The organism is Lapillicoccus jejuensis, assembly GCF_006715055.1.
Taxonomy (GTDB): Bacteria; Actinomycetota; Actinomycetes; order Actinomycetales; family Dermatophilaceae; genus Lapillicoccus; species Lapillicoccus jejuensis.
Window position 1 is genome coordinate 554,790 of sequence record NZ_VFMN01000001.1, and the last position, 18,744, is coordinate 573,533.

General features: G+C 71.0%; 11 protein-coding genes. All 11 read right to left on the reverse strand.

The annotated features are described in order from the left end of the window. Window positions 1–28: 28 nt before the first annotated feature. The 11 genes from FB458_RS02735 to rpoB all read right to left on the reverse strand — a co-directional run bounded on the left by FB458_RS02735 (window position 29) and on the right by rpoB (window position 18,416). A complete protein-coding gene (locus FB458_RS02735; protein WP_141846567.1) occupies window positions 29–1,354 on the reverse strand; it encodes a M18 family aminopeptidase in 1,326 nt (441 codons plus the stop codon). 30 nt (window positions 1,355–1,384) lie between these two features. After that, entirely contained in the window at window positions 1,385–2,638 is a 1,254-nt protein-coding gene (locus FB458_RS02740) for a threonine synthase (RefSeq protein WP_141846569.1), read from the reverse strand. Then, entirely contained in the window at window positions 2,598–3,479 is an 882-nt protein-coding gene (locus FB458_RS02745; RefSeq protein ID WP_141846571.1) for a hypothetical protein, read from the reverse strand. Before FB458_RS02745 ends, FB458_RS02740 begins: the two co-directional genes overlap by 41 nt. A gap of 94 nt (window positions 3,480–3,573) precedes the next feature. Continuing rightward, complete coding sequence (gene tuf, locus FB458_RS02750; protein WP_141846573.1) at window positions 3,574–4,770, reverse strand: elongation factor Tu; 1,197 nt, start codon at window positions 4,768–4,770, stop codon at window positions 3,574–3,576. Window positions 4,771–4,936: 166 nt separating this feature from the next. Continuing rightward, complete coding sequence (gene fusA, locus FB458_RS02755) at window positions 4,937–7,051, reverse strand: elongation factor G (RefSeq protein WP_141846575.1); 2,115 nt, start codon at window positions 7,049–7,051, stop codon at window positions 4,937–4,939. Between the two features lie 110 nt (window positions 7,052–7,161). Then, a complete protein-coding gene (rpsG, locus tag FB458_RS02760) occupies window positions 7,162–7,632 on the reverse strand; it encodes a 30S ribosomal protein S7 (protein WP_141846577.1) in 471 nt (156 codons plus the stop codon). Continuing rightward, window positions 7,632–8,006: a 30S ribosomal protein S12 gene (rpsL, locus tag FB458_RS02765; protein WP_141846579.1), complete on the reverse strand. Its 375-nt coding sequence runs from the start codon at window positions 8,004–8,006 to the stop codon at window positions 7,632–7,634. The genes rpsG and rpsL overlap by 1 nt, the downstream gene beginning before the upstream one ends. A gap of 337 nt (window positions 8,007–8,343) precedes the next feature. Then, entirely contained in the window at window positions 8,344–10,395 is a 2,052-nt protein-coding gene (locus FB458_RS02770) for an NAD(+) synthase (RefSeq protein WP_141846581.1), read from the reverse strand. Window position 10,396: 1 nt separating this feature from the next. Further along, window positions 10,397–10,912, reverse strand: a complete 516-nt coding sequence (locus tag FB458_RS02775) for a hypothetical protein (protein WP_141846582.1) — start codon at window positions 10,910–10,912, stop codon at window positions 10,397–10,399. 82 nt (window positions 10,913–10,994) lie between these two features. Next, window positions 10,995–14,876, reverse strand: a complete 3,882-nt coding sequence (locus tag FB458_RS02780; protein WP_141846583.1) for a DNA-directed RNA polymerase subunit beta' — start codon at window positions 14,874–14,876, stop codon at window positions 10,995–10,997. Between the two features lie 54 nt (window positions 14,877–14,930). Further along, on the reverse strand, window positions 14,931–18,416 hold the full coding sequence (gene rpoB, locus FB458_RS02785; RefSeq protein WP_141846584.1) for a DNA-directed RNA polymerase subunit beta: 3,486 nt from the start codon (window positions 18,414–18,416) through the stop codon (window positions 14,931–14,933). Between the last annotated feature and the right edge of the window lie 328 nt (window positions 18,417–18,744).

The window sequence follows — 18,744 nt, forward strand, 5'->3', positions numbered from 1 at the left end:
GGTCAGCGGGCGGGGTCGGCGGGCGGGGTCAGCGCGCGGGGACGAGGAAGGCGGCCAGCGCGGCGGCGTACGGCGCCACGGCGTGCGCGGCCATCAGCTCGCGGCAGCTGTGCATCGAGAGCATGGGGGCGCCGACGTCGACGGTCAGCGCCCCGGTGACCGCGGCGGTCATCGGACCGACGGTGCTGCCGCACGGCAGGTCGGTGCGGTGGATGTAGGTCTGCATGGGCGTGCCCGCCTGCTCGCAGGCCAGCCGGAACGCGCCCGCCCCCATCGCGTCGCTGGCGTAGCGCAGCTGCGCGTTGAGCTTGAGGACCGGACCGCCGTCGGCCCGCACGTGGTGCGAGGGCTCGTGGCGCTCGGGCCAGTTCGGGTGGGTCGCGTGCGACATGTCGCCTGAGGCGACGACCGTCCCGGCCAGGGCCCGCAGCAGGTCCTCGCGGCCGCCGCCGCGGGAGGCCACGACCCGCTCGAGGACGGTGGGGAGCATCGTCGACTGGGCGCCGCGCTCGCTCGTGCTGCCGACCTCCTCGTGGTCGAACAGCACGAGGACCGGCACGTGGCCCGGACGGTCGCCCGGTGCGGCGACGGCCTCGACGAGGGCCCGCGTGCCGGCGTACGACGTCCCGAGGTTGTCCAGTCGCGGGGCGGCCAGCAGGTCGCCCGACCGGCCCAGCCGCGCCGAGGGCTGGGTGTCGTGGGTCATGACGTCCCAGCCGAGGACGTCCCGGCGGGCGACGCCCACCTGCTCGGACAGCCACCCGACGACGTCGCCGGGCGCCTGCCCGAGCCCCCAGACCGGCGCGAGGTGGCGCTGGCGGTCGAGGGTGAGCCCGTCGTTGGCGGTGCGGTCGAGGTGGATGGCGAGCATGGCCACCCGCAGCAGCGGGTCGCTGCCGGTAAGCAGCCGGTGGCCGACCCCGCCCGGGGCCTCACGGTCGCGCACGGCGACCCGGCCCGAGAGGCCGAGGTCGCGGTCCAGCCAGGTCGGCAGCAGCGGGCCGCCGTAGACCTCGACGCCGAGCTGCTGCCAGCCCACGCACGAGGAGTCGGCGTTGGCCTTGAGGCGCAGGTTGGGGCTGTCGGTGTGCGCCGCGACGACGCGGAACGGACTCGACGGCGCGAGCTGCGCGTCGGTGCTCCACGCGACGAGCGACCCGCCGCGCACGAGGTAGAACCGGCCGGCGACGGTCGGGAACGGGTCGCTCTCGTCGACCCGGACGAAGCCGGCCTCCTCGAGCAGCCACCCCGCCTGCACGACGGCGTGGAACGGGGTCGGGGAGGCGTCGACGTACGCCATGAGGCCGGCGGCCTCGGTGTCGAGGTCGAACCGGGGGTCGAGCGACAGCGCCATGTCCCCGACTCTAGGGGCGGGCGGTGACGGTCAGTCGCCGGGGGCGACGGTGGGTGCCGCGACCGGGACGGTGTCCGGGTAGACGAGCCCGCTGCCGGTGTTGAGGACGAGCACCTCGTCGTCCTCCCCCAGCCAGCCGCTCGCCCGCAGCCGGCGCACGGCGCTCACCGTGGCCGCCCCCTCCGGCGAGGCGAAGAGGCCCTCGAGCTCGCCGACGAGCCGGAGGTCGGCGAGCAGCTCCGCGTCGTCGACGGCGACCGCGGTGCCGCCGCTGTCGCGCAGCGCGTGCAGGACGAGCCGGTCGCCCAGCGGCGCCGGGACGGTGATCCCGAAAGCCACGGTGCGCGGCGCGGCCCACGGCCGCACCTGCTCGGCGCCGGCGTCGAAGGCCTCGACGACCGGCGCGCAGCCGGTGGACTGGACGGCGACGAAGCGCGGCACGTCGCCCGTGACCCACCCCAGCTCGAGCAGCTCGTGGAACGCCTTGTGCATCCCGATGAGCCCCACCCCGCCGCCGGTGGGGTAGACGACGACGTCCGGCATCCGCCAGCCGAGCTGCTCGGCGACCTCGAGGGCCATCGTCTTCTTGCCCTCGATGCGGTACGGCTCCTTGAGGGTCGAGACGTCGGTGACCCCCTCCGGGCGGTGCCGGGCGAGCCAGCCGCCGGCCTCGCCGATGTGCCCGTCGACGAGGGTCAGCCGCGCCCCGGTCGCCGTCACCTCGACCCGCGTGACGGACGGCGCGTCGAGCGGCATGGCGACGTGCAGCGGCAGCCCGGCCCGGGCGGCGTACGCGGCCCACGCGGCCCCGGCGTTGCCGTTGGTCGGCATGGACAGCGCGGTGGCGCCGAGCTCGGCGGCGCGGGAGACGCCGACGGCCGCCCCGCGGGCCTTGAACGAGCCGGTGGGCAGCAGCCCCTCGTCCTTGACCAGCAGGCGCCGGACGCCGACCCGCTCCCCCACCCGGGGCAGCGGCAGCAGCGGGGTCATCCCCTCGCCGAGGGTGACCACGGCCCCGGGCGACTGCACGGGCAGCACCTCGTGGTAGCGCCACAGGTCGGGCGCCCGACCGGCGAGCGCGGACGGCGCGTAGCTCGCGCGCACCAGCCCGGCCAGGTCGTAGCGCACGAGCAGCGGGCTGCCGCAGGGGCACAGGCCCTGCAGGACGTGCGCGTCGAGCTGGCGCCCGCAGCGCGGGCACTCCAGGTGGCTGAGGGCGCTGTACGGCGCCCCGTCGGCGCCGTCAGCGGCGGGCGTCCTGGAGGTCGGCGGTGGGGTCGGCACCTCTCGATCCTGCCCCACCGGCGCGGCCGCGGCGCGCGCGGGCGACGCCGACGACGACCGCCAGCGCCGCCCCGACCAGCAGCGGGGTGGCACTGAGCCTGAGCAGCTCGCCGAGGTACGGCGCCCCGCCGGCGCGCAGGAAGTCCAGGGCCGGCTCGGCGACCCGACGGACCGCCTCGGACAGCGCGTCCGGGTAGCCGCTGCCGCGGCGCACGACACCCCAGCCGTAGACGAGGGCGAAGGCAAGCGTGCGCACCCCGAGGAAGAGCGCCACCGCGAGCACCCCGGTCGTGACGGCGCCGCCGACCCCGTGCGGTCGGGCCGGCCGGACCGAGAGGGCCGCGACGACGAGCCCGAGCGCGACCAGCCACACCGCGACGGCGTCCTGCGTGCCGACGGCGGCGACGAGCGCCAGGCCGAGCGCGCAGCGGCGTGGGCCGCGGCGCAGCAGCGTCCCCAGCAGCAGGCCGAGCGCCTGCCCCGGCAGGAAGAGGGCCAGCAGCACCACGCGCTCGAGGGGCACGCCCGGGGGCACCTCGACCAGCACCCAGAACAGCGCCGAGGCGGCGAGGAGCACGAGCAGCCGCGCCCACCAGTCGCGCACGACGAGCGCGGCGCCGAGGCCGGAGCCGGCCGAGCCGAGGACGACGAGGTAGCCGTAGATCAGCTGCACCGGCGGCAGCGCCCCGCCCAGCCCCCAGAAGCGCGAGCCCGGCCAGCCGCCGGCGGGGTACCAGACCAGGAGCCCCAGCAGCGCGCTCGCGACCCCCCACCACGCCGTACGGCGCCACGCGCCGCCCTCGTCCCGCCCGCGCAGCGGCTCCCCCGCGACCCCCGTCATGCCCGGGATCCTAGAGGGACGCCGGAAGGGCCCGGACCGGTGTCGGTCCGGGCCCCTCGCGGGTACCGCTGGTGCCGCCCTCAGGCGGCGGGTGTCACTTGCTGATCTTGGTGACGGTGCCCGCACCGACGGTGCGGCCGCCCTCGCGGATCGCGAACTTCAGGCCCTCCTCCATGGCGATCGGCTGGATCAGCTCGACGCGCATGTTGGTGTTGTCGCCCGGCATGACCATCTCGGTGCCCTCGGGGAGGTGCACGACGCCGGTCACGTCGGTGGTCCGGAAGTAGAACTGCGGACGGTAGTTGTCGTAGAACGGCGTGTGCCGGCCACCCTCGTCCTTGGACAGGATGTAGGCCTGCGCCTCGAACTCGGTGTGCGGGGTAATCGAGCCGGGCTTGACGACGACCTGGCCGCGCTCGACGTCCTCGCGCTTGGTGCCGCGCAGCAGGAGGCCGACGTTCTCGCCCGCACGACCCTCGTCGAGGAGCTTGCGGAACATCTCGATGCCGGTGACGGTCGTCTTGGCGGCCGGGCCGGTGTGGATGCCGACGATCTCGACCTCCTCGTTGACCTTGAGGATGCCGCGCTCGATCTTGCCGGTGACGACGGTGCCACGACCGGTGATCGTGAAGACGTCCTCGATCGGCATGAGGAAGGGCTGGTCGACGGCGCGCTCGGGCTCCGGGATCGCCGTGTCGCAGGCGTCCATGAGCTCGAGGACGGTCTTGCCCCACTCCTCGTCGCCCTCGAGCGCCTTGAGCGCCGAGACCTTGACGACCGGCAGGTCGTCGCCCGGGAAGTCGTAGGACGACAGCAGCTCGCGGACCTCCATCTCGACGAGCTCGAGGATCTCCTCGTCGTCGACCATGTCGGCCTTGTTGAGCGCCACGACGATGTAGGGGACGCCGACCTGGCGGGCCAGGAGGACGTGCTCCTTCGTCTGCGGCATCGGGCCGTCGGTCGCCGCGACCACGAGGATCGCGCCGTCCATCTGCGCCGCACCCGTGATCATGTTCTTCACGTAGTCGGCGTGGCCCGGGCAGTCGACGTGCGCGTAGTGGCGCTGCTCGGTCTGGTACTCGATGTGCGCGATCGAGATCGTGATGCCGCGCTGCTTCTCCTCAGGCGCCTTGTCGATGTCCTCGAAGGCGAACTGCGGGTTCAGCGTGGGGTACTTGTCGTGCAGGACCTTGGAGATCGCTGCCGTCAGCGTCGTCTTACCGTGGTCGATGTGACCGATGGTGCCGATGTTGACGTGCGGCTTGGTCCGCTCGAACTTTGCCTTCGCCACTGGGGTCCTCCTCAGGACTTTCTCGTTGACGCCCGAACCTCGGTGGGACGTGGCGCGTGTGGATCTCTTGCAGGTGGTACGTGGTGCCGCGGGGGGTCTCGCCCTCCGCTGCGGCCGTCCCGCCGGGATCGTTCCGGCGGGACAGCCTACGGGACGGACGGTCTCGTCACTCCCCGCGGGTCTTCTTGATGATCTCCTCGGCGACGGCGCGGGGCACCTCGGCGTAGGAGTCGAACTGCATGGAGTAGTTGGCCCGGCCCTGGGTCTTCGACCGCAGGTCGCCGACGTAGCCGAACATCTCCGACAGCGGGACGAGGCCCTTGACGACCTTGGCGCCGCTGATGTCCTCCATGGCCTGGATCTGCCCGCGGCGCGAGTTGATGTCGCCGATGACGTCGCCCATGTAGTCCTCGGGCGTGCGCACCTCGACGGCCATCATCGGCTCGAGCAGCACGGGGTCGGCCTTGCGGACGGCCTCCTTGAGCGCCATCGACCCGGCGATCTTGAACGCCATCTCGGACGAGTCGACGTCGTGCGACGCGCCGTCGAGCAGCGTGGCGCGGATGCCCACGAGCGGGTAGCCCGCGAGCACGCCGTACTGCATGGCGTCCTGGATCCCGGCGTCGACCGAGGGAATGTACTCGCGCGGGACGCGGCCACCGGTGACCTTGTTCTCGAACTCGTACAGCTCGCCCTCGGAGGTGTCCAGCGGCGCGATGGTGATCTGGATCTTCGCGTACTGGCCGGACCCACCCGTCTGCTTCTTGTGGGTGTAGTCGTACTTCTCGACCGAGCGGCGGATCGTCTCGCGGTAGGCCACCTGCGGCTTGCCGACGTTCGCCTCGACCTTGAACTCGCGCCGCATGCGGTCGACGAGGATGTCGAGGTGGAGCTCGCCCATGCCGGCGATGATCGTCTGGCCGGTCTCCTCGTCCAGGTGGACCTGGAACGTCGGGTCCTCCTGGGCCAGCTTCTGGATCGCCGTGCCGAGCTTCTCCTGGTCGCCCTTGGTCTTGGGCTCGATGGCCACCGAGATGACCGGCTCGGGGAAGGTCATCGACTCGAGGATGACCTGGTCCTGCAGGTCGCTCAGGGTGTCACCGGTGGTGGTGTCCTTGAGGCCGATCATCGCGTAGATGTGACCCGCCGACGCCTCCTCGACCGGGTTCTCCTTGTTGGCGTGCATCTGGAAGAGCTTGCCGATGCGCTCCTTGTTGCCCTTGGTCGTGTTCATGACCTGGGTGCCCGCGGAGAGCTTGCCGGAGTAGACCCGCACGAAGGTGAGCGTCCCGAAGAACGGGTGCGAGGCGATCTTGAAGGCCAGGGCCGAGAAGGGCTCGTCGGTGGCCGGCTTGCGGATGACCTCGACCTCCTCCTTGCCCGGCTTGTGGCCGACCATCGGGGGCACGTCGAGCGGCGACGGCAGGTAGGCGACGACGGCGTCGAGCATCGGCTGGACACCGCGGTTCTTGAACGCCGAGCCGCAGAAGACGGGGTAGAGCTCCGACTTCACGGTGAGGGCGCGCACGCCGGCCTTGATCTCGGCCTCGGTCAGCTCCTCGCCGCCGAGGTACTTCTCCATCAGGGCGTCGTCGGCCTCGGCCACGCGCTCGATGAGGTGCGTGCGGTACTCCTCGGCCTTGTCCTGCAGGTCGGCCGGGATGTCCTGGACCTCGTACTTCGCGCCCATGGTGACGTCACCCTTGGCGTCGCCGGGCCACACGAGGGCCTTCATGGTGACGAGGTCGATGACGCCGACGAAGTCGTTCTCCGAGCCGATGGGCAGCTGCATGACGAGCGGCTCCGCACCGAGGCGGTCCTTGATCGTCTGCACGGTGAAGTAGAAGTCCGCGCCGAGCTTGTCCATCTTGTTGACGAAGCAGATGCGCGGGACGTCGTACTTGTCCGCCTGGCGCCACACCGTCTCGGACTGCGGCTCGACGCCCTCCTTGCCGTCGAAGACGGCGACGGCGCCGTCGAGGACGCGCAGCGAGCGCTCCACCTCGACGGTGAAGTCGACGTGCCCGGGGGTGTCGATGATGTTGATCTGGGTGCCGTTCCAGAAGGAGGTGACGGCGGCGGAGGTGATGGTGATCCCCCGCTCCTTCTCCTGCTCCATCCAATCGGTCGTGGAGGCGCCGTCGTGCGTCTCACCGATCTTGTGGTTGACGCCGGTGTAGAAGAGGATGCGCTCCGTCACCGTCGTCTTGCCGGCGTCGATGTGCGCCATGATGCCGATGTTGCGGACCTTGGTCAGGTCCGTCAGGACGTCGAGTGCCACGTGTGCCTGCTCGATTCTCGTGTCGTGGGCGAAGTCGTCGTGCGGGTCGGCCCGCGGACGCCGGCGCCGGCCGCCTCGTGGTGCTCAGCGGCGGCCGGGCCGGCGACGGGTCACCAGCGGTAGTGCGCGAAGGCCTTGTTGGACTCGGCCATCTTGTGCGTGTCCTCGCGGCGCTTCACCGCGGCACCCAGGCCGTTGGAGGCGTCGAGGATCTCGTTCATGAGGCGCTCGGTCATCGTCTTCTCGCGACGCTGACGCGAGTAGCCGACCAGCCAGCGCAGCGCGAGGGTCGTGCTGCGGTTCGGCTTGACCTCGATCGGCACCTGGTAGGTGGCGCCGCCGACGCGGCGGGACTTGACCTCGAGCGCCGGCTTGATGTTGTCCAGCGCGCGCTTGAGGATGACGACCGGGTCGGAGCCGGTCTTGACGCGGCAGCCCTCGAGGGCGCCGTACACGATGGTCTCGGCGACGGACTTCTTGCCGTCGAGGAGGATCTTGTTGACCAGCTGCGTGACCAGCGGCGAGTTGTGCACCGGGTCGACGACGAGCGGCCGCTTCGGGGCGGGTCCCTTGCGAGGCATCAGGCCTTCTCCTTCTTCGCGCCGTAACGGGAACGGGCCTGCTTGCGGTTCTTGACGCCCTGGGCGTCGAGCGAGCCGCGGACGATCTTGTAGCGGACACCGGGGAGGTCCTTCACGCGGCCACCGCGCACGAGCACGATGGAGTGCTCCTGCAGGTTGTGGCCGACGCCCGGGATGTAGGCGGTGACCTCGATGCCCGAGGTGAGCCGGACGCGCGCGACCTTGCGCAGCGCGGAGTTCGGCTTCTTCGGGGTCGTGGTGTAGACGCGGGTGCAGACGCCGCGGCGCTGGGGCGAGCCCTTGAGCGCCGGGGTCTTGGTCTTGTCGACCTTGTCCTGCCGGCCCTTGCGCACCAGCTGGTTGATCGTGGGCAACCTGTTCTCCGTACTTCGTGGCGGGTGGTCCGCCCGGCCGGTGGCCGGGCTCCTTGTCATGCCCCGTACCGACCCCCGTGGTCGGGCGTGTCGTACGCCCTGGAGGGGGCCGAGGCGGGGTGCTCTCCCCTGCACTTCCCACGCGGCGGCGATCCGGCGGACCGGTCGACGAGGGTGGGCTGCCCGGCGAGAGGGGCGAGCCTGCTCCGCCCGGGGACGCGCCCCGGTGGACATGCTCAGGTGCCCGGCGGACCGGACACGTGTCACTACGATACCGTCCGGCGCAGGCGCGCCCAAATCAGATGGACCGGGCCCGGCGCAGGGCCCGGTGCACGGCTCAGCGACCCGGCCAGCGCTCGGGCACGCGGGCGAGGTCGGCGAGCCACGCGTCGGGCTTCGCGTCCGAGGGCATCCGCCAGTCCCCGCGCGGCGACATCGTGCCCCCGGGTGACACCTTGGGCCCGTTGGGCAGGGCCGAGCGCTTGAACTGGCTGGCGAAGAAGCGGCGCAGGAAGACCTCCAGCCAGTGCCGCACCTGCCCGAGGTCGTACGACGCCCTCCCCGCCTCCGGCAGCCCCGGGGGCCAGTCCCCCGCGGCCGCGTCGTGCCACGCGTGGTGGGCGAGGAAGGCGACCTTGCTCGGCCGGTACCCGCGGCGGAGCACCTGGAAGAGGGTGAAGTCCTGCAGCGCGTAGGGCCCGACGCTGTCCTCGGTGGCCTGGGCCCTGGCGCCCTCCACCGTGGGGACGAGCTCCGGGGTGATCTCCTGCTCGAGCACCTCGCGCAGCACGGCCGCGGTGTCGGCGTCGACCTCGCCGGAGTCGGCGACCCAGCGGATGAGGTGCTGGACGAGGGTCTTGGGCACCCCGGCGTTGACGTTGTAGTGCGACATCTGGTCGCCGACGCCGTACGTGCACCAGCCGAGGGCCAGCTCGGACAGGTCGCCGGTGCCGACGACGATCCCGCCGCGCTGGTTGGCCAGGCGGAAGAGGTAGTCGTAGCGCAGCCCGGCCTGGACGTTCTCGAAGGTGACGTCGTAGACCGGCTCGCCCCGGCCGGCCGGGTGGCCGAGGTCCGCGAGCATCTGCGTCGCCGCGGGGCGGATGTCGAGGGTCTCGAAGGTCACCCCGAGGGCCCGCGCCAGCCGGGTCGCCAGCGAGCGCGACGTGTCGCCGGTCGCGAACCCCGGCATCGTCCAGGCCAGGACGTCGCTGCGCGGCCGGCCGAGGGCGTCCATCGCCCGGCAGGCGACGATGAGCGCGTGGGTCGAGTCGAGGCCGCCCGAGACGCCGATGACGGCCTTCGGGGACCCGATGGCCGCCATCCGGCCCACGAGGCCGTGGACCTGGATGTGGTATGCCTCGTAGCAGTCCTGGGCCAGCCGCCGCGGGTCGTCGGGGACGAACGGGAAGCGGTCGACCGCCCGGCGCAGGCCGATGTCGCCCGCCGGGGGCGCGAGCTCGAAGCCGACCTCGCGGAACGTGCCCACGCGGTCCGCGTGCGTGCGGCGGTTGTCGTCGAAGGTGCCCTGGCGCAGCCGGTCCTGGCGCACCCGGTCGAGGTCGACGTCGGCGACCGTGCGGACGGCCCCGGCGGGGAAGCGCTCCCCCTCGGCCAGCAGGTCGCCGCTCTCGTAGACCATCGTCTGCCCGTCCCAGGACAGGTCGGTCGTCGACTCCCCCGGCCCGGCGGCGGCGTACACGTACGCGGCGGAGCACCGCGAGCTGGCGCTGCGCACGAGCAGGCGGCGGTCCTCGGCCCGGGCGACGGTGATCGGGCTGCCGGACAGGTTGAGCAGGACCGTCGCCCCCGCCAGCGCCGCCTCGGCGCTCGGCGGGACGGGCACCCACAGGTCCTCGCAGACCTCGGCGTGCACCACGAGGCCGGGCACGTCGTCGGCCCGGAAGAGCAGGTCGGGCCCGAAGGGCACCCGCTCCCCGAGCAGGACCAGCGTCTCGCCGCGGCGGTCGTCGCCGGGGGCGAAGTGGCGCCGCTCGTAGAACTCGCGGTACGTCGGCAGGTAGGACTTCGGCGCCACCCCGAGGACGCGGCCGCGGTGCACGACGACGGCGCAGTTGAGGACCCGGTGGCCGTGCACGAGCGGCGCGCCGACGACGAGCACGGGGCGCAGCTCGGCGCTCGCCGCGACGACGGTGCGCAGCCCCTCGAGCACCGCGTCGAGCAGCGGGTCGGCCAGCAGCAGGTCGTCGATGGCGTAGCCGGACAGGCCCAGCTCGTTGAAGACGGCGACCGCCACGCCCTCGTCGTGGCAGGCGCGGGCCTGCTCGACGAGTGCCGCCGCGTTGCGCGCCGGGTCGGCGATGGCGACCGGCACCGCGCACGCGGCGACCCGGGCGAACCCGTGCGCGTAGGCGGAGGCGAAGTCCACCTCAGCCCACCCGCCAGTCCCCGGCGTAGAGGTGCAGGACGGGCAGGCCGAGCTCGTCGCGGGCGCGGCTGGCCCAGTCGGCGTGGAAGGTGTCCTCGACCGCGTGCGGCTCGGTGACCACGACGACCTCGCGGGCGTGCAGCCGCCCGACCTCCGTGCGCAGCTGCGGCAGCGGGTCGTCGGCGACGACCTCCCCGGTGGCGGTGCGCCCCACCGAGGCCAGCGAGGCGATCGAGCGCTCCAGGGCCTCCCCCGCCTCGGCGCGGGCCTCGGTGCGGTTCACCGGCTTGAGCGCCTGCAGGACCTCCTTCATCCGCAGCAGCGCGAGGCCGTCGAGCAGGGTGACGAGCAGGCTGCGCCTCGTGTCGGCCGGGACGAGGACGCGGTAGGCGATGTCCTCCCCCTCGTGCAGCCCGACGATCCGGCGGGCGTCGGCCTCCAGCAGCGGCTCCTGCGTGAGGACGACGATCGTGTCGGGGCCGGGGTGGGGGCTGGCGTCGGGCGTCGCGTCGGTCACCCGGGCAGCGTACGGCGCCGGCACGCCGGAGGGCGGGCGCCCCCTCCTGGGGTGCGCCCGCCCTCGCGGTGTCGTGCTGGTGTCAGCTGTCCGAGAAGCCCAGGCTGACGTCGTCCAGGCGGATGGCCTCGGGCGAACCGAACGACGCGTAGTCGTAGGCGTCGTAGTTCGGCATCGAGTACATCGCGGCCTTGGCCTCCTCGGTCGGCTCCACCGTGATGTTCCGGTAGCGGGGCAGGCCCGTGCCGGCGGGGATGAGCTTGCCGAGGATGACGTTCTCCTTGAGGCCGAGCAGCGGGTCGGACTTGGCCTCCATGGCGGCCTGGGTGAGCACCCGGGTCGTCTCCTGGAAGGACGCGGCCGACAGCCACGACTCGGTCGCGAGCGACGCCTTGGTGATGCCCATCAGCTCCGGGCGACCGGCGGCGGTGCGACCGCCCTCGGCCATGACCCGGCGGTTCTCCTCCTCGAAGCGCGAGCGCTCCGTGAGGTCACCCGGGATGAGGTGGGCGTCACCCGACTCGATGACCGTCACCCGACGCAGCATCTGCCGGACGATGACCTCGATGTGCTTGTCGTGGATCGACACACCCTGCTGGCGGTACACCGACTGCACCTCGTCGACCAGGTGCGTCTGCGTGGCCCGCGGGCCGAGGATCCGCAGCACCTGCTTGGGGTCGATGGCGCCCTGGATGAGCTTGGTGCCGACCTCGACGTGGTCGCCGTCCGCGACGAGCAGGCGCGAGCGCTTGCTCACCGGGTAGGCGTGCTCCTCGGAGCCGTCGTCCGGGGTGAGGACGATCCGACGGGTCTTGTCGGTGTCCTCGACCTGGACGCGGCCGTTCGCCTCGGCGATCGGCGCGACGCCCTTGGGCGTACGGGCCTCGAAGAGCTCGACCACGCGCGGCAGACCCTGCGTGATGTCGTCACCGGCCACACCACCGGTGTGGAAGGTGCGCATCGTCAGCTGGGTGCCGGGCTCGCCGATCGACTGGGCGGCGATGATGCCGACCGCCTCGCCGATGTCCACGAGCTTGCCGGTGGCCAGCGAGCGCCCGTAGCACTTGGCGCAGGTGCCCACCTTGGAGTCGCAGGTGAGGACCGAGCGGACCTTCACCTTGTCGACGCCGGCGGCGAACAGCGCGTCGATGACGACGTCGCCCAGGTCGATCCCGGCCTGGGCCAGGGTCTCGCCGTCGACGACGACGTCCTCGGCCAGGGTGCGGGCGTAGACGCTGGTCTCGACGTCCTCGTGCAGCACGCGGTTGCCGGCCGGGTCGGTGTCCCGGATCGGCTGGGTCAGGCCGCGCTCGGTCCCGCAGTCGTCCTCGCGGACGATGACGTCCTGCGAGACGTCGACGAGACGACGGGTCAGGTAGCCCGAGTCCGCCGTACGGAGCGCGGTGTCGGCCAGACCCTTGCGGGAGCCGTGGGTCGAGATGAAGAACTCGAGCACGGTCAGACCCTCGCGGAAGTTCGCGCGGATCGGACGCGGGATGATCTCGCCCTTCGGGTTCGACACGAGGCCGCGCATACCGGCGATCTGGCGCAGCTGCATCCAGTTACCACGCGCACCGGAGGAGACCATCTTGTAGATGGTGTTGGTGGCGGGGATGTTGCGACGCATCTCCTCGGCCACCTTGTTGGTGGCCTCGTTCCAGATCTCGATGAGGTCCTCGCGACGCTCGTTGTCCGTCATCGCGCCGCGGTCGTAGAGCTTCTGGACCTTGGCCGCACGGTCCTCGTACTCCTCGAGGATCTGCGTCTTGGTCGGCGGCGTGACGACGTCGGAGATGGCGACCGTGGCGCCCGAGCGGGTCGCCCAGTGGAAGCCGGCCTCCTTGAGCGCGTCGAGCGACGCGGCGACCTGGACCTTGGAGTAGCGCTCGGCGAGGTCGTTGACGATCGTCGAGAGCTGCTTCTTGTCGACGGGGGCGTCGACGAAGGGGTAGTCCAGCGGCAGGGTCTCGTTGAACAGCGCCCGACCGAGCGTCGTCTCGAGGACGAGCGAGGGGTAGATGCCCTGCTCGTTGGCGGCGTCGGGCTCGTCCGCCTCGAAGCCCGCCATCGGCACGACGTCCGTGAGGCGGATCTTGACGACCGACCCCAGCTGGATCTCGCCCGCGTCGAACGCCATCCGCGCCTCGGCCGGCGAGGTGAACGCGCGGCCCGCGCCCGTGCCGTCCTCGACGGCCGACGTCAGGTGGAACAGGCCGATGATCATGTCCTGGGTGGGCATGGTCACCGGTCGGCCGTCCGCCGGCTTGAGGATGTTGTTGCTCGAGAGCATGAGGATGCGGGCCTCGGCCTGCGCCTCCGCGCTCAGCGGCACGTGCACGGCCATCTGGTCGCCGTCGAAGTCGGCGTTGAACGCCGTGCAGACGAGCGGGTGGATCTGGATGGCCTTGCCCTCGACGAGCTGCGGCTCGAAGGCCTGGATGCCGAGGCGGTGCAGCGTGGGCGCACGGTTCAGCAGGACCGGGTGCTCGGTGATGACCTCCTCGAGGACGTCCCACACGACCGGCTTGCTGCGCTCGACCATGCGCTTGGCCGACTTGATGTTCTGCGCGTGGTCGAGGTCGACGAGCCGCTTCATGACGAAGGGCTTGAAGAGCTCCAGCGCCATCTGCTTGGGCAGGCCGCACTGGTGCAGCTTGAGCTGCGGGCCGACGACGATGACCGAGCGGCCCGAGTAGTCGACGCGCTTGCCGAGCAGGTTCTGACGGAACCGGCCCTGCTTGCCCTTGAGCATGTCGGACAGCGACTTCAGCGGCCGGTTGCCCGGACCGGTGACCGGGCGCCCGCGGCGGCCGTTGTCGAACAGCGAGTCGACGGCCTCCTGGAGCATCCGCTTCTCGTTGTTGACGATGATCTCGGGCGCGCCGAGGTCGAGCAGCCGCTTGAGGCGGTTGTTGCGGTTGATGACGCGGCGGTACAGGTCGTTGAGGTCCGACGTCGCGAAGCGGCCACCGTCGAGCTGCACCATCGGGCGCAGGTCCGGGGGGATGACCGGGACGCAGTCGAGCACCATGCCGGTCGGGCTGTTGCTCGTCGTCGTGAACGCGGTGACGACCTTGAGGCGCTTGAGGGCGCGGGTCTTCTTCTGGCCCTTGCCGGTGGCGATGATCTCGCGCAGCAGCTCGGTCTCGGCGTCGAGGTCGAAGGTCTGCAGACGCTTCTGGATCGCCGCCGCACCCATGCCGCCCTCGAAGTAGAGGCCGAACCGGTCGCGCATCTCGCGGTAGAGGATCTCGTCGCCCTCGAGGTCCTGGACCTTGAGGTTCTTGAACCGGTCCCAGACCTGCTCGAGGCGCTCGACCAGCTGGTCTGCCCGACGGCGGATCGCGTTCATCTCCCGCTCGGCGCCGTCGCGGACCTTGCGCTTGGCGTCGCCCTTGGCCCCCTCGGCCTCGAGCTCGGCCAGGTCGGACTCGAGCTTCTTGGCCCGGGCCTCGACGTCGGCGTCGCGACGGTTCTCGATCTCCTTCTTCTCGACCTGGATCTGCGCCTCGAGCGAGGGCAGGTCGGCGTGCCGCTGCTCCTCGTCGACGGACGTGATCATGTAGGCCGCGAAGTAGATGACCTTCTCGAGGTCCTTCGGGGCCAGGTCGAGCAGGTAGCCCAGTCGGCTCGGGACACCCTTGAAGTACCAGATGTGGGTGACCGGCGCGGCCAGCTCGATGTGGCCCATCCGCTCACGCCGCACCTTGGCGCGGGTGACCTCGACGCCGCAGCGCTCGCAGATGATGCCCTTGAAGCGGACCCGCTTGTACTTGCCGCAGTTGCACTCCCAGTCCCGGGTGGGCCCGAAGATGCGCTCGCAGAACAGACCCTCCTTCTCCGGCTTGAGGGTGCGGTAGTTGATGGTCTCCGGCTTCTTCACCTCGCCGTGGCTCCACCGGCGGATGTCGTCCGCCGTGGCCAGGCCGATACGCAGCTCGTCAAAGAAGTTGACGTCGAGCACGTGGTTCCTTCTCTCGCTCGTTGCTCAGAGTTCAGTCGTGTCGTGTGGTGGGTGTCAGACCTCTTCGACGCTGCTCGGCTCGCGCCGCGACAGGTCGATGCCCAGCTCCTCGGCCGCCCGGAAGACGTCCTCGTCGGTCTCGCGCATCTCGATCGCCTGGCCGTCGGAGGACATGACCTCGACGTTGAGGCAGAGCGACTGCATCTCCTTGAGGAGGACCTTGAAGGACTCGGGGATGCCGGAGTCGGGGATGTTCTCGCCCTTGACGATCGCCTCGTAGACCTTGACGCGGCCCGGGACGTCGTCCGACTTGATGGTGAGCAGCTCCTGCAGGGTGTACGCCGCGCCGTACGCCTCGAGCGCCCACACCTCCATCTCGCCGAAGCGCTGGCCGCCGAACTGCGCCTTCCCGCCCAGCGGCTGCTGGGTGATCATCGAGTAGGGGCCGGTCGAGCGGGCGTGGATCTTGTCGTCCACGAGGTGGTGGAGCTTGAGGATGTACATGTAGCCGACCGACACGTCCTCGGGGAACGGCTCGCCGGAGCGGCCGTCGAAGAGGCGGGCCTTGCCGGAGCGGTCGATGAGGCGGACCCCGTCGCGCGTCTCCAGCGTCGAGTCGAGCAGGCCGGTGATGACGTCCTCGCCCGCACCGTCGAAGACGGGGCTGGCGACGCGGCTGCCGGCGGGCGCCTCGTGGGCGTCCGGCGGGATGACCTGCGACCACTCGGGCTCGCCCTCGATCTTCCAGCCGCGGCTGGCGGCCCAGCCGAGGTGGAGCTCGAGGATCTGGCCGATGTTCATGCGGCCGGGGACGCCGAGCGGGTTGAGCACGACGTCGACGGGGGTCCCGTCCTCGAGGAACGGCATGTCCTCGACCGGCAGGATCTTCGAGATGACGCCCTTGTTGCCGTGGCGGCCCGCGAGCTTGTCACCGTCGGTGATCTTGCGCTTGTTGGCGACGTAGACCCGCACGAGCTGGTTGACGCCCGGGGGCAGGTCGTCGCCCTCGTCCTTGTCGAAGACCTTGACGCCGATGACGGTGCCGGTCTCGCCGTGGGGCACCTTGAGCGAGGTGTCGCGCACCTCGCGGGCCTTCTCGCCGAAGATGGCGCGCAGCAGGCGCTCCTCCGGGGTCAGCTCGGTCTCGCCCTTGGGCGTGACCTTGCCGACGAGCAGGTCGCCGTCGCGGACCTCGGCGCCGATGCGGATGATGCCGCGCTCGTCGAGGTCGGCCAGCACGTCCTCGGAGACGTTCGGGATGTCCCGGGTGATCTCCTCGGGGCCGAGCTTGGTGTCGCGAGCGTCGACCTCGTGCTCCTCGATGTGGATCGAGGAGAGGACGTCGTCCTGCACCAGGCGCTGGCTGAGGATGATCGCGTCCTCGTAGTTGTGACCCTCCCACGGCATGAACGCCACGAGCAGGTTGCGCCCGAGCGCCATCTCGCCGCCGTCGGTCGCGGGACCGTCGGCGATGACCGAGCCCTTCTCCAGGCGGTCGCCCTCGTTGACCAGGACGACCTGGTTGTAGCAGTTGCCCTGGTTGGAGCGGTCGAACTTGGCGATCCGGTAGGTCTGGTGCGTGCCGTCGTCGTTGGCGACGGTGACCAGGTCGGCGCTGACCTCGGAGACGACACCCGGCTTCTGGGCCAGGACGACGTCACCGGAGTCGAGGGCGGCGCGGTACTCCATGCCGGTGCCGACGAGCGGCGCCTCGGAGCGCACGAGCGGGACGGCCTGGCGCTGCATGTTCGAGCCCATGAGCGCGCGGTTGGCGTCGTCGTGCTCGAGGAACGGGATGAGCGCGGTGGCCGCCGAGACCATCTGGCGGGCCGAGACGTCCATGTAGTCGACCTCGCCCGCGGGGACCAGCTCGACCTCGCCGCCCTTGGTGCGGACCAGGACGCGCTCCTCGGCGAAGTGGCCGTCGTCGGTCAGCGCCGCGTTGGCCTGGGCGACGACGAACTCGTCCTCCTCGTCCGCCGACAGGTAGGCGACGTCGTCGGTCACCTGACCGGCGACGACCTTGCGGTACGGCGTCTCGACGAAGCCGAACGCGTTGATCCGGCCGTAGGAGGCCAGCGAGCCGATGAGGCCGATGTTCGGGCCCTCGGGGGTCTCGATCGGGCACATGCGGCCGTAGTGCGACGGGTGGACGTCACGGACCTCCATGCCGGCGCGGTCGCGGGAGAGACCACCCGGGCCGAGCGCGGACAGGCGGCGCTTGTGGGTCAGGCCGGCCAGCGGGTTGTTCTGGTCCATGAACTGCGAGAGCTGGCTGGTGCCGAAGAACTCGCGGATCGAGGCCACGACCGGGCGGATGTTGATCAGGGTCTGCGGCGTGATGGCCTCGACGTCCTGGGTCGTCATCCGCTCGCGGACGACGCGCTCCATCCGGGACAGGCCGGTGCGGACCTGGTTCTGGATGAGCTCGCCGACGCTGCGCAGGCGGCGGTTGCCGAAGTGGTCGATGTCGTCGACCTCGACGCGGACGTCGACCTCGGCGCCGTCGCGGTGGCCGGCCATGGCGGCCTCACCCGAGTGCAGCGTGACGAGGTACTTGATCGTCGCGACGATGTCGTCGATGGTCAGCGTCGAGGCGCCGAGCTCGGCCTCGATCCCCAGCTTCTTGTTGAGCTTGTAGCGACCGACCTTGGCCAGGTCGTAGCGCTTGGGGTTGAAGTAGAGGTTGTCGAGCAGCGTCTGCGCGGCCTCCTTCGTCGGCGGCTCGCCCGGGCGCAGCTTGCGGTAGATGTCGAGCAGCGCGTCGTCCTGGCCCTGGGTGTGGTCCTTCTCCAGGGTCAGGCGCATGGCCTCGTTGTCGCCGAACTCCTCGAGGATCTGCGCCTCGGTCCAGCCGAGCGCCTTGAGGAGCACGGTGACCGACTGCTTGCGCTTGCGGTCGACGCGCACGCCGACCATGTCGCGCTTGTCGATCTCGAACTCGAGCCAGGCACCGCGGCTCGGGATGACCCGCGCCTGGAAGACGTCCTTGTCGGACGTGCGGTCCGGGGTGCGCTCGAAGTAGACGCCCGGGCTGCGGACCAGCTGGGAGACGACGACGCGCTCGGTGCCGTTGATGATGAAGGTGCCGCGCTCGGTCATGAGCGGGAAGTCGCCCATGAACACCGTCTGGCTCTTGATCTCACCGGTGTTGGTGTTCATGAACTCCGCGGTGACGAACAGGGGCGCGTCGTACGTCTGGTCGCGCTCCTTGCACCACTCGATGGTCTTGCGGGTCTCCTCGAAGCGGTGGTCGCGGAAGGAGAGCGACATCGACCCGGAGAAGTCCTCGATGGGGGAGATCTCCTCGAAGATCTCCTCGAGGCCGGACCGGTCGGGGACGTCGGTCCGCCCCTCCGCCTTGGCCGCCGCGACGCGCTCCTGCCAGCGCTCGTTGCCGAGCAGCCAGTCGAAGCTCTCCGTCTGCAGGGCGAGGAGGTCGGGGACCTCCAGCGGCTCCTTGATCTGGGCGAATGACAGACGGCCCGAGGCCGTCCGTGCGGTGGAAACTTTCTGGGACGCGGTGCGCGAAGCAGCCAACGAGAGTCCTTCCACAGGCCTTACTGAGCAGAGACGATCACGCCGACCGACAGGCCCCGGGCACAGCAGCCAGCACGAGGCATCACGGTGAGCGGACACGATCGGCAGGACCGGATCGTCACCGCAAGCGCTCGGCTGGAGGAGTGGGCACAGGACAAGGGCAGCGCAAAGCGATAGCGTACCCCCCTTGGGCATGCATGTCCAGTCGAGTCAAGCCCGTCGGTGGGCGCGGATCGCGCCAGCACCCCGACGAGCCCGTCGAGCACCGGATGAGCGTGACGCACAACGGGCGCGTCGTCAAGGGACGACGCGCCCGTGCTCGGGTTCC

Bases quoted from the DNA above. Each gene is read 5' to 3' on its own strand.
- FB458_RS02735 (WP_141846567.1), bottom strand. From the start codon at position 1,354: ATGGCGCTGTCGCTCGACCCCCGGTTCGACCTCGACACCGAGGCCGCC.
- FB458_RS02745 (WP_141846571.1), bottom strand. From the start codon at position 3,479: ATGACGGGGGTCGCGGGGGAGCCGCTGCGCGGGCGGGACGAGGGCGGC.
- rpsG (WP_141846577.1), bottom strand. From the start codon at position 7,632: ATGCCTCGCAAGGGACCCGCCCCGAAGCGGCCGCTCGTCGTCGACCCG.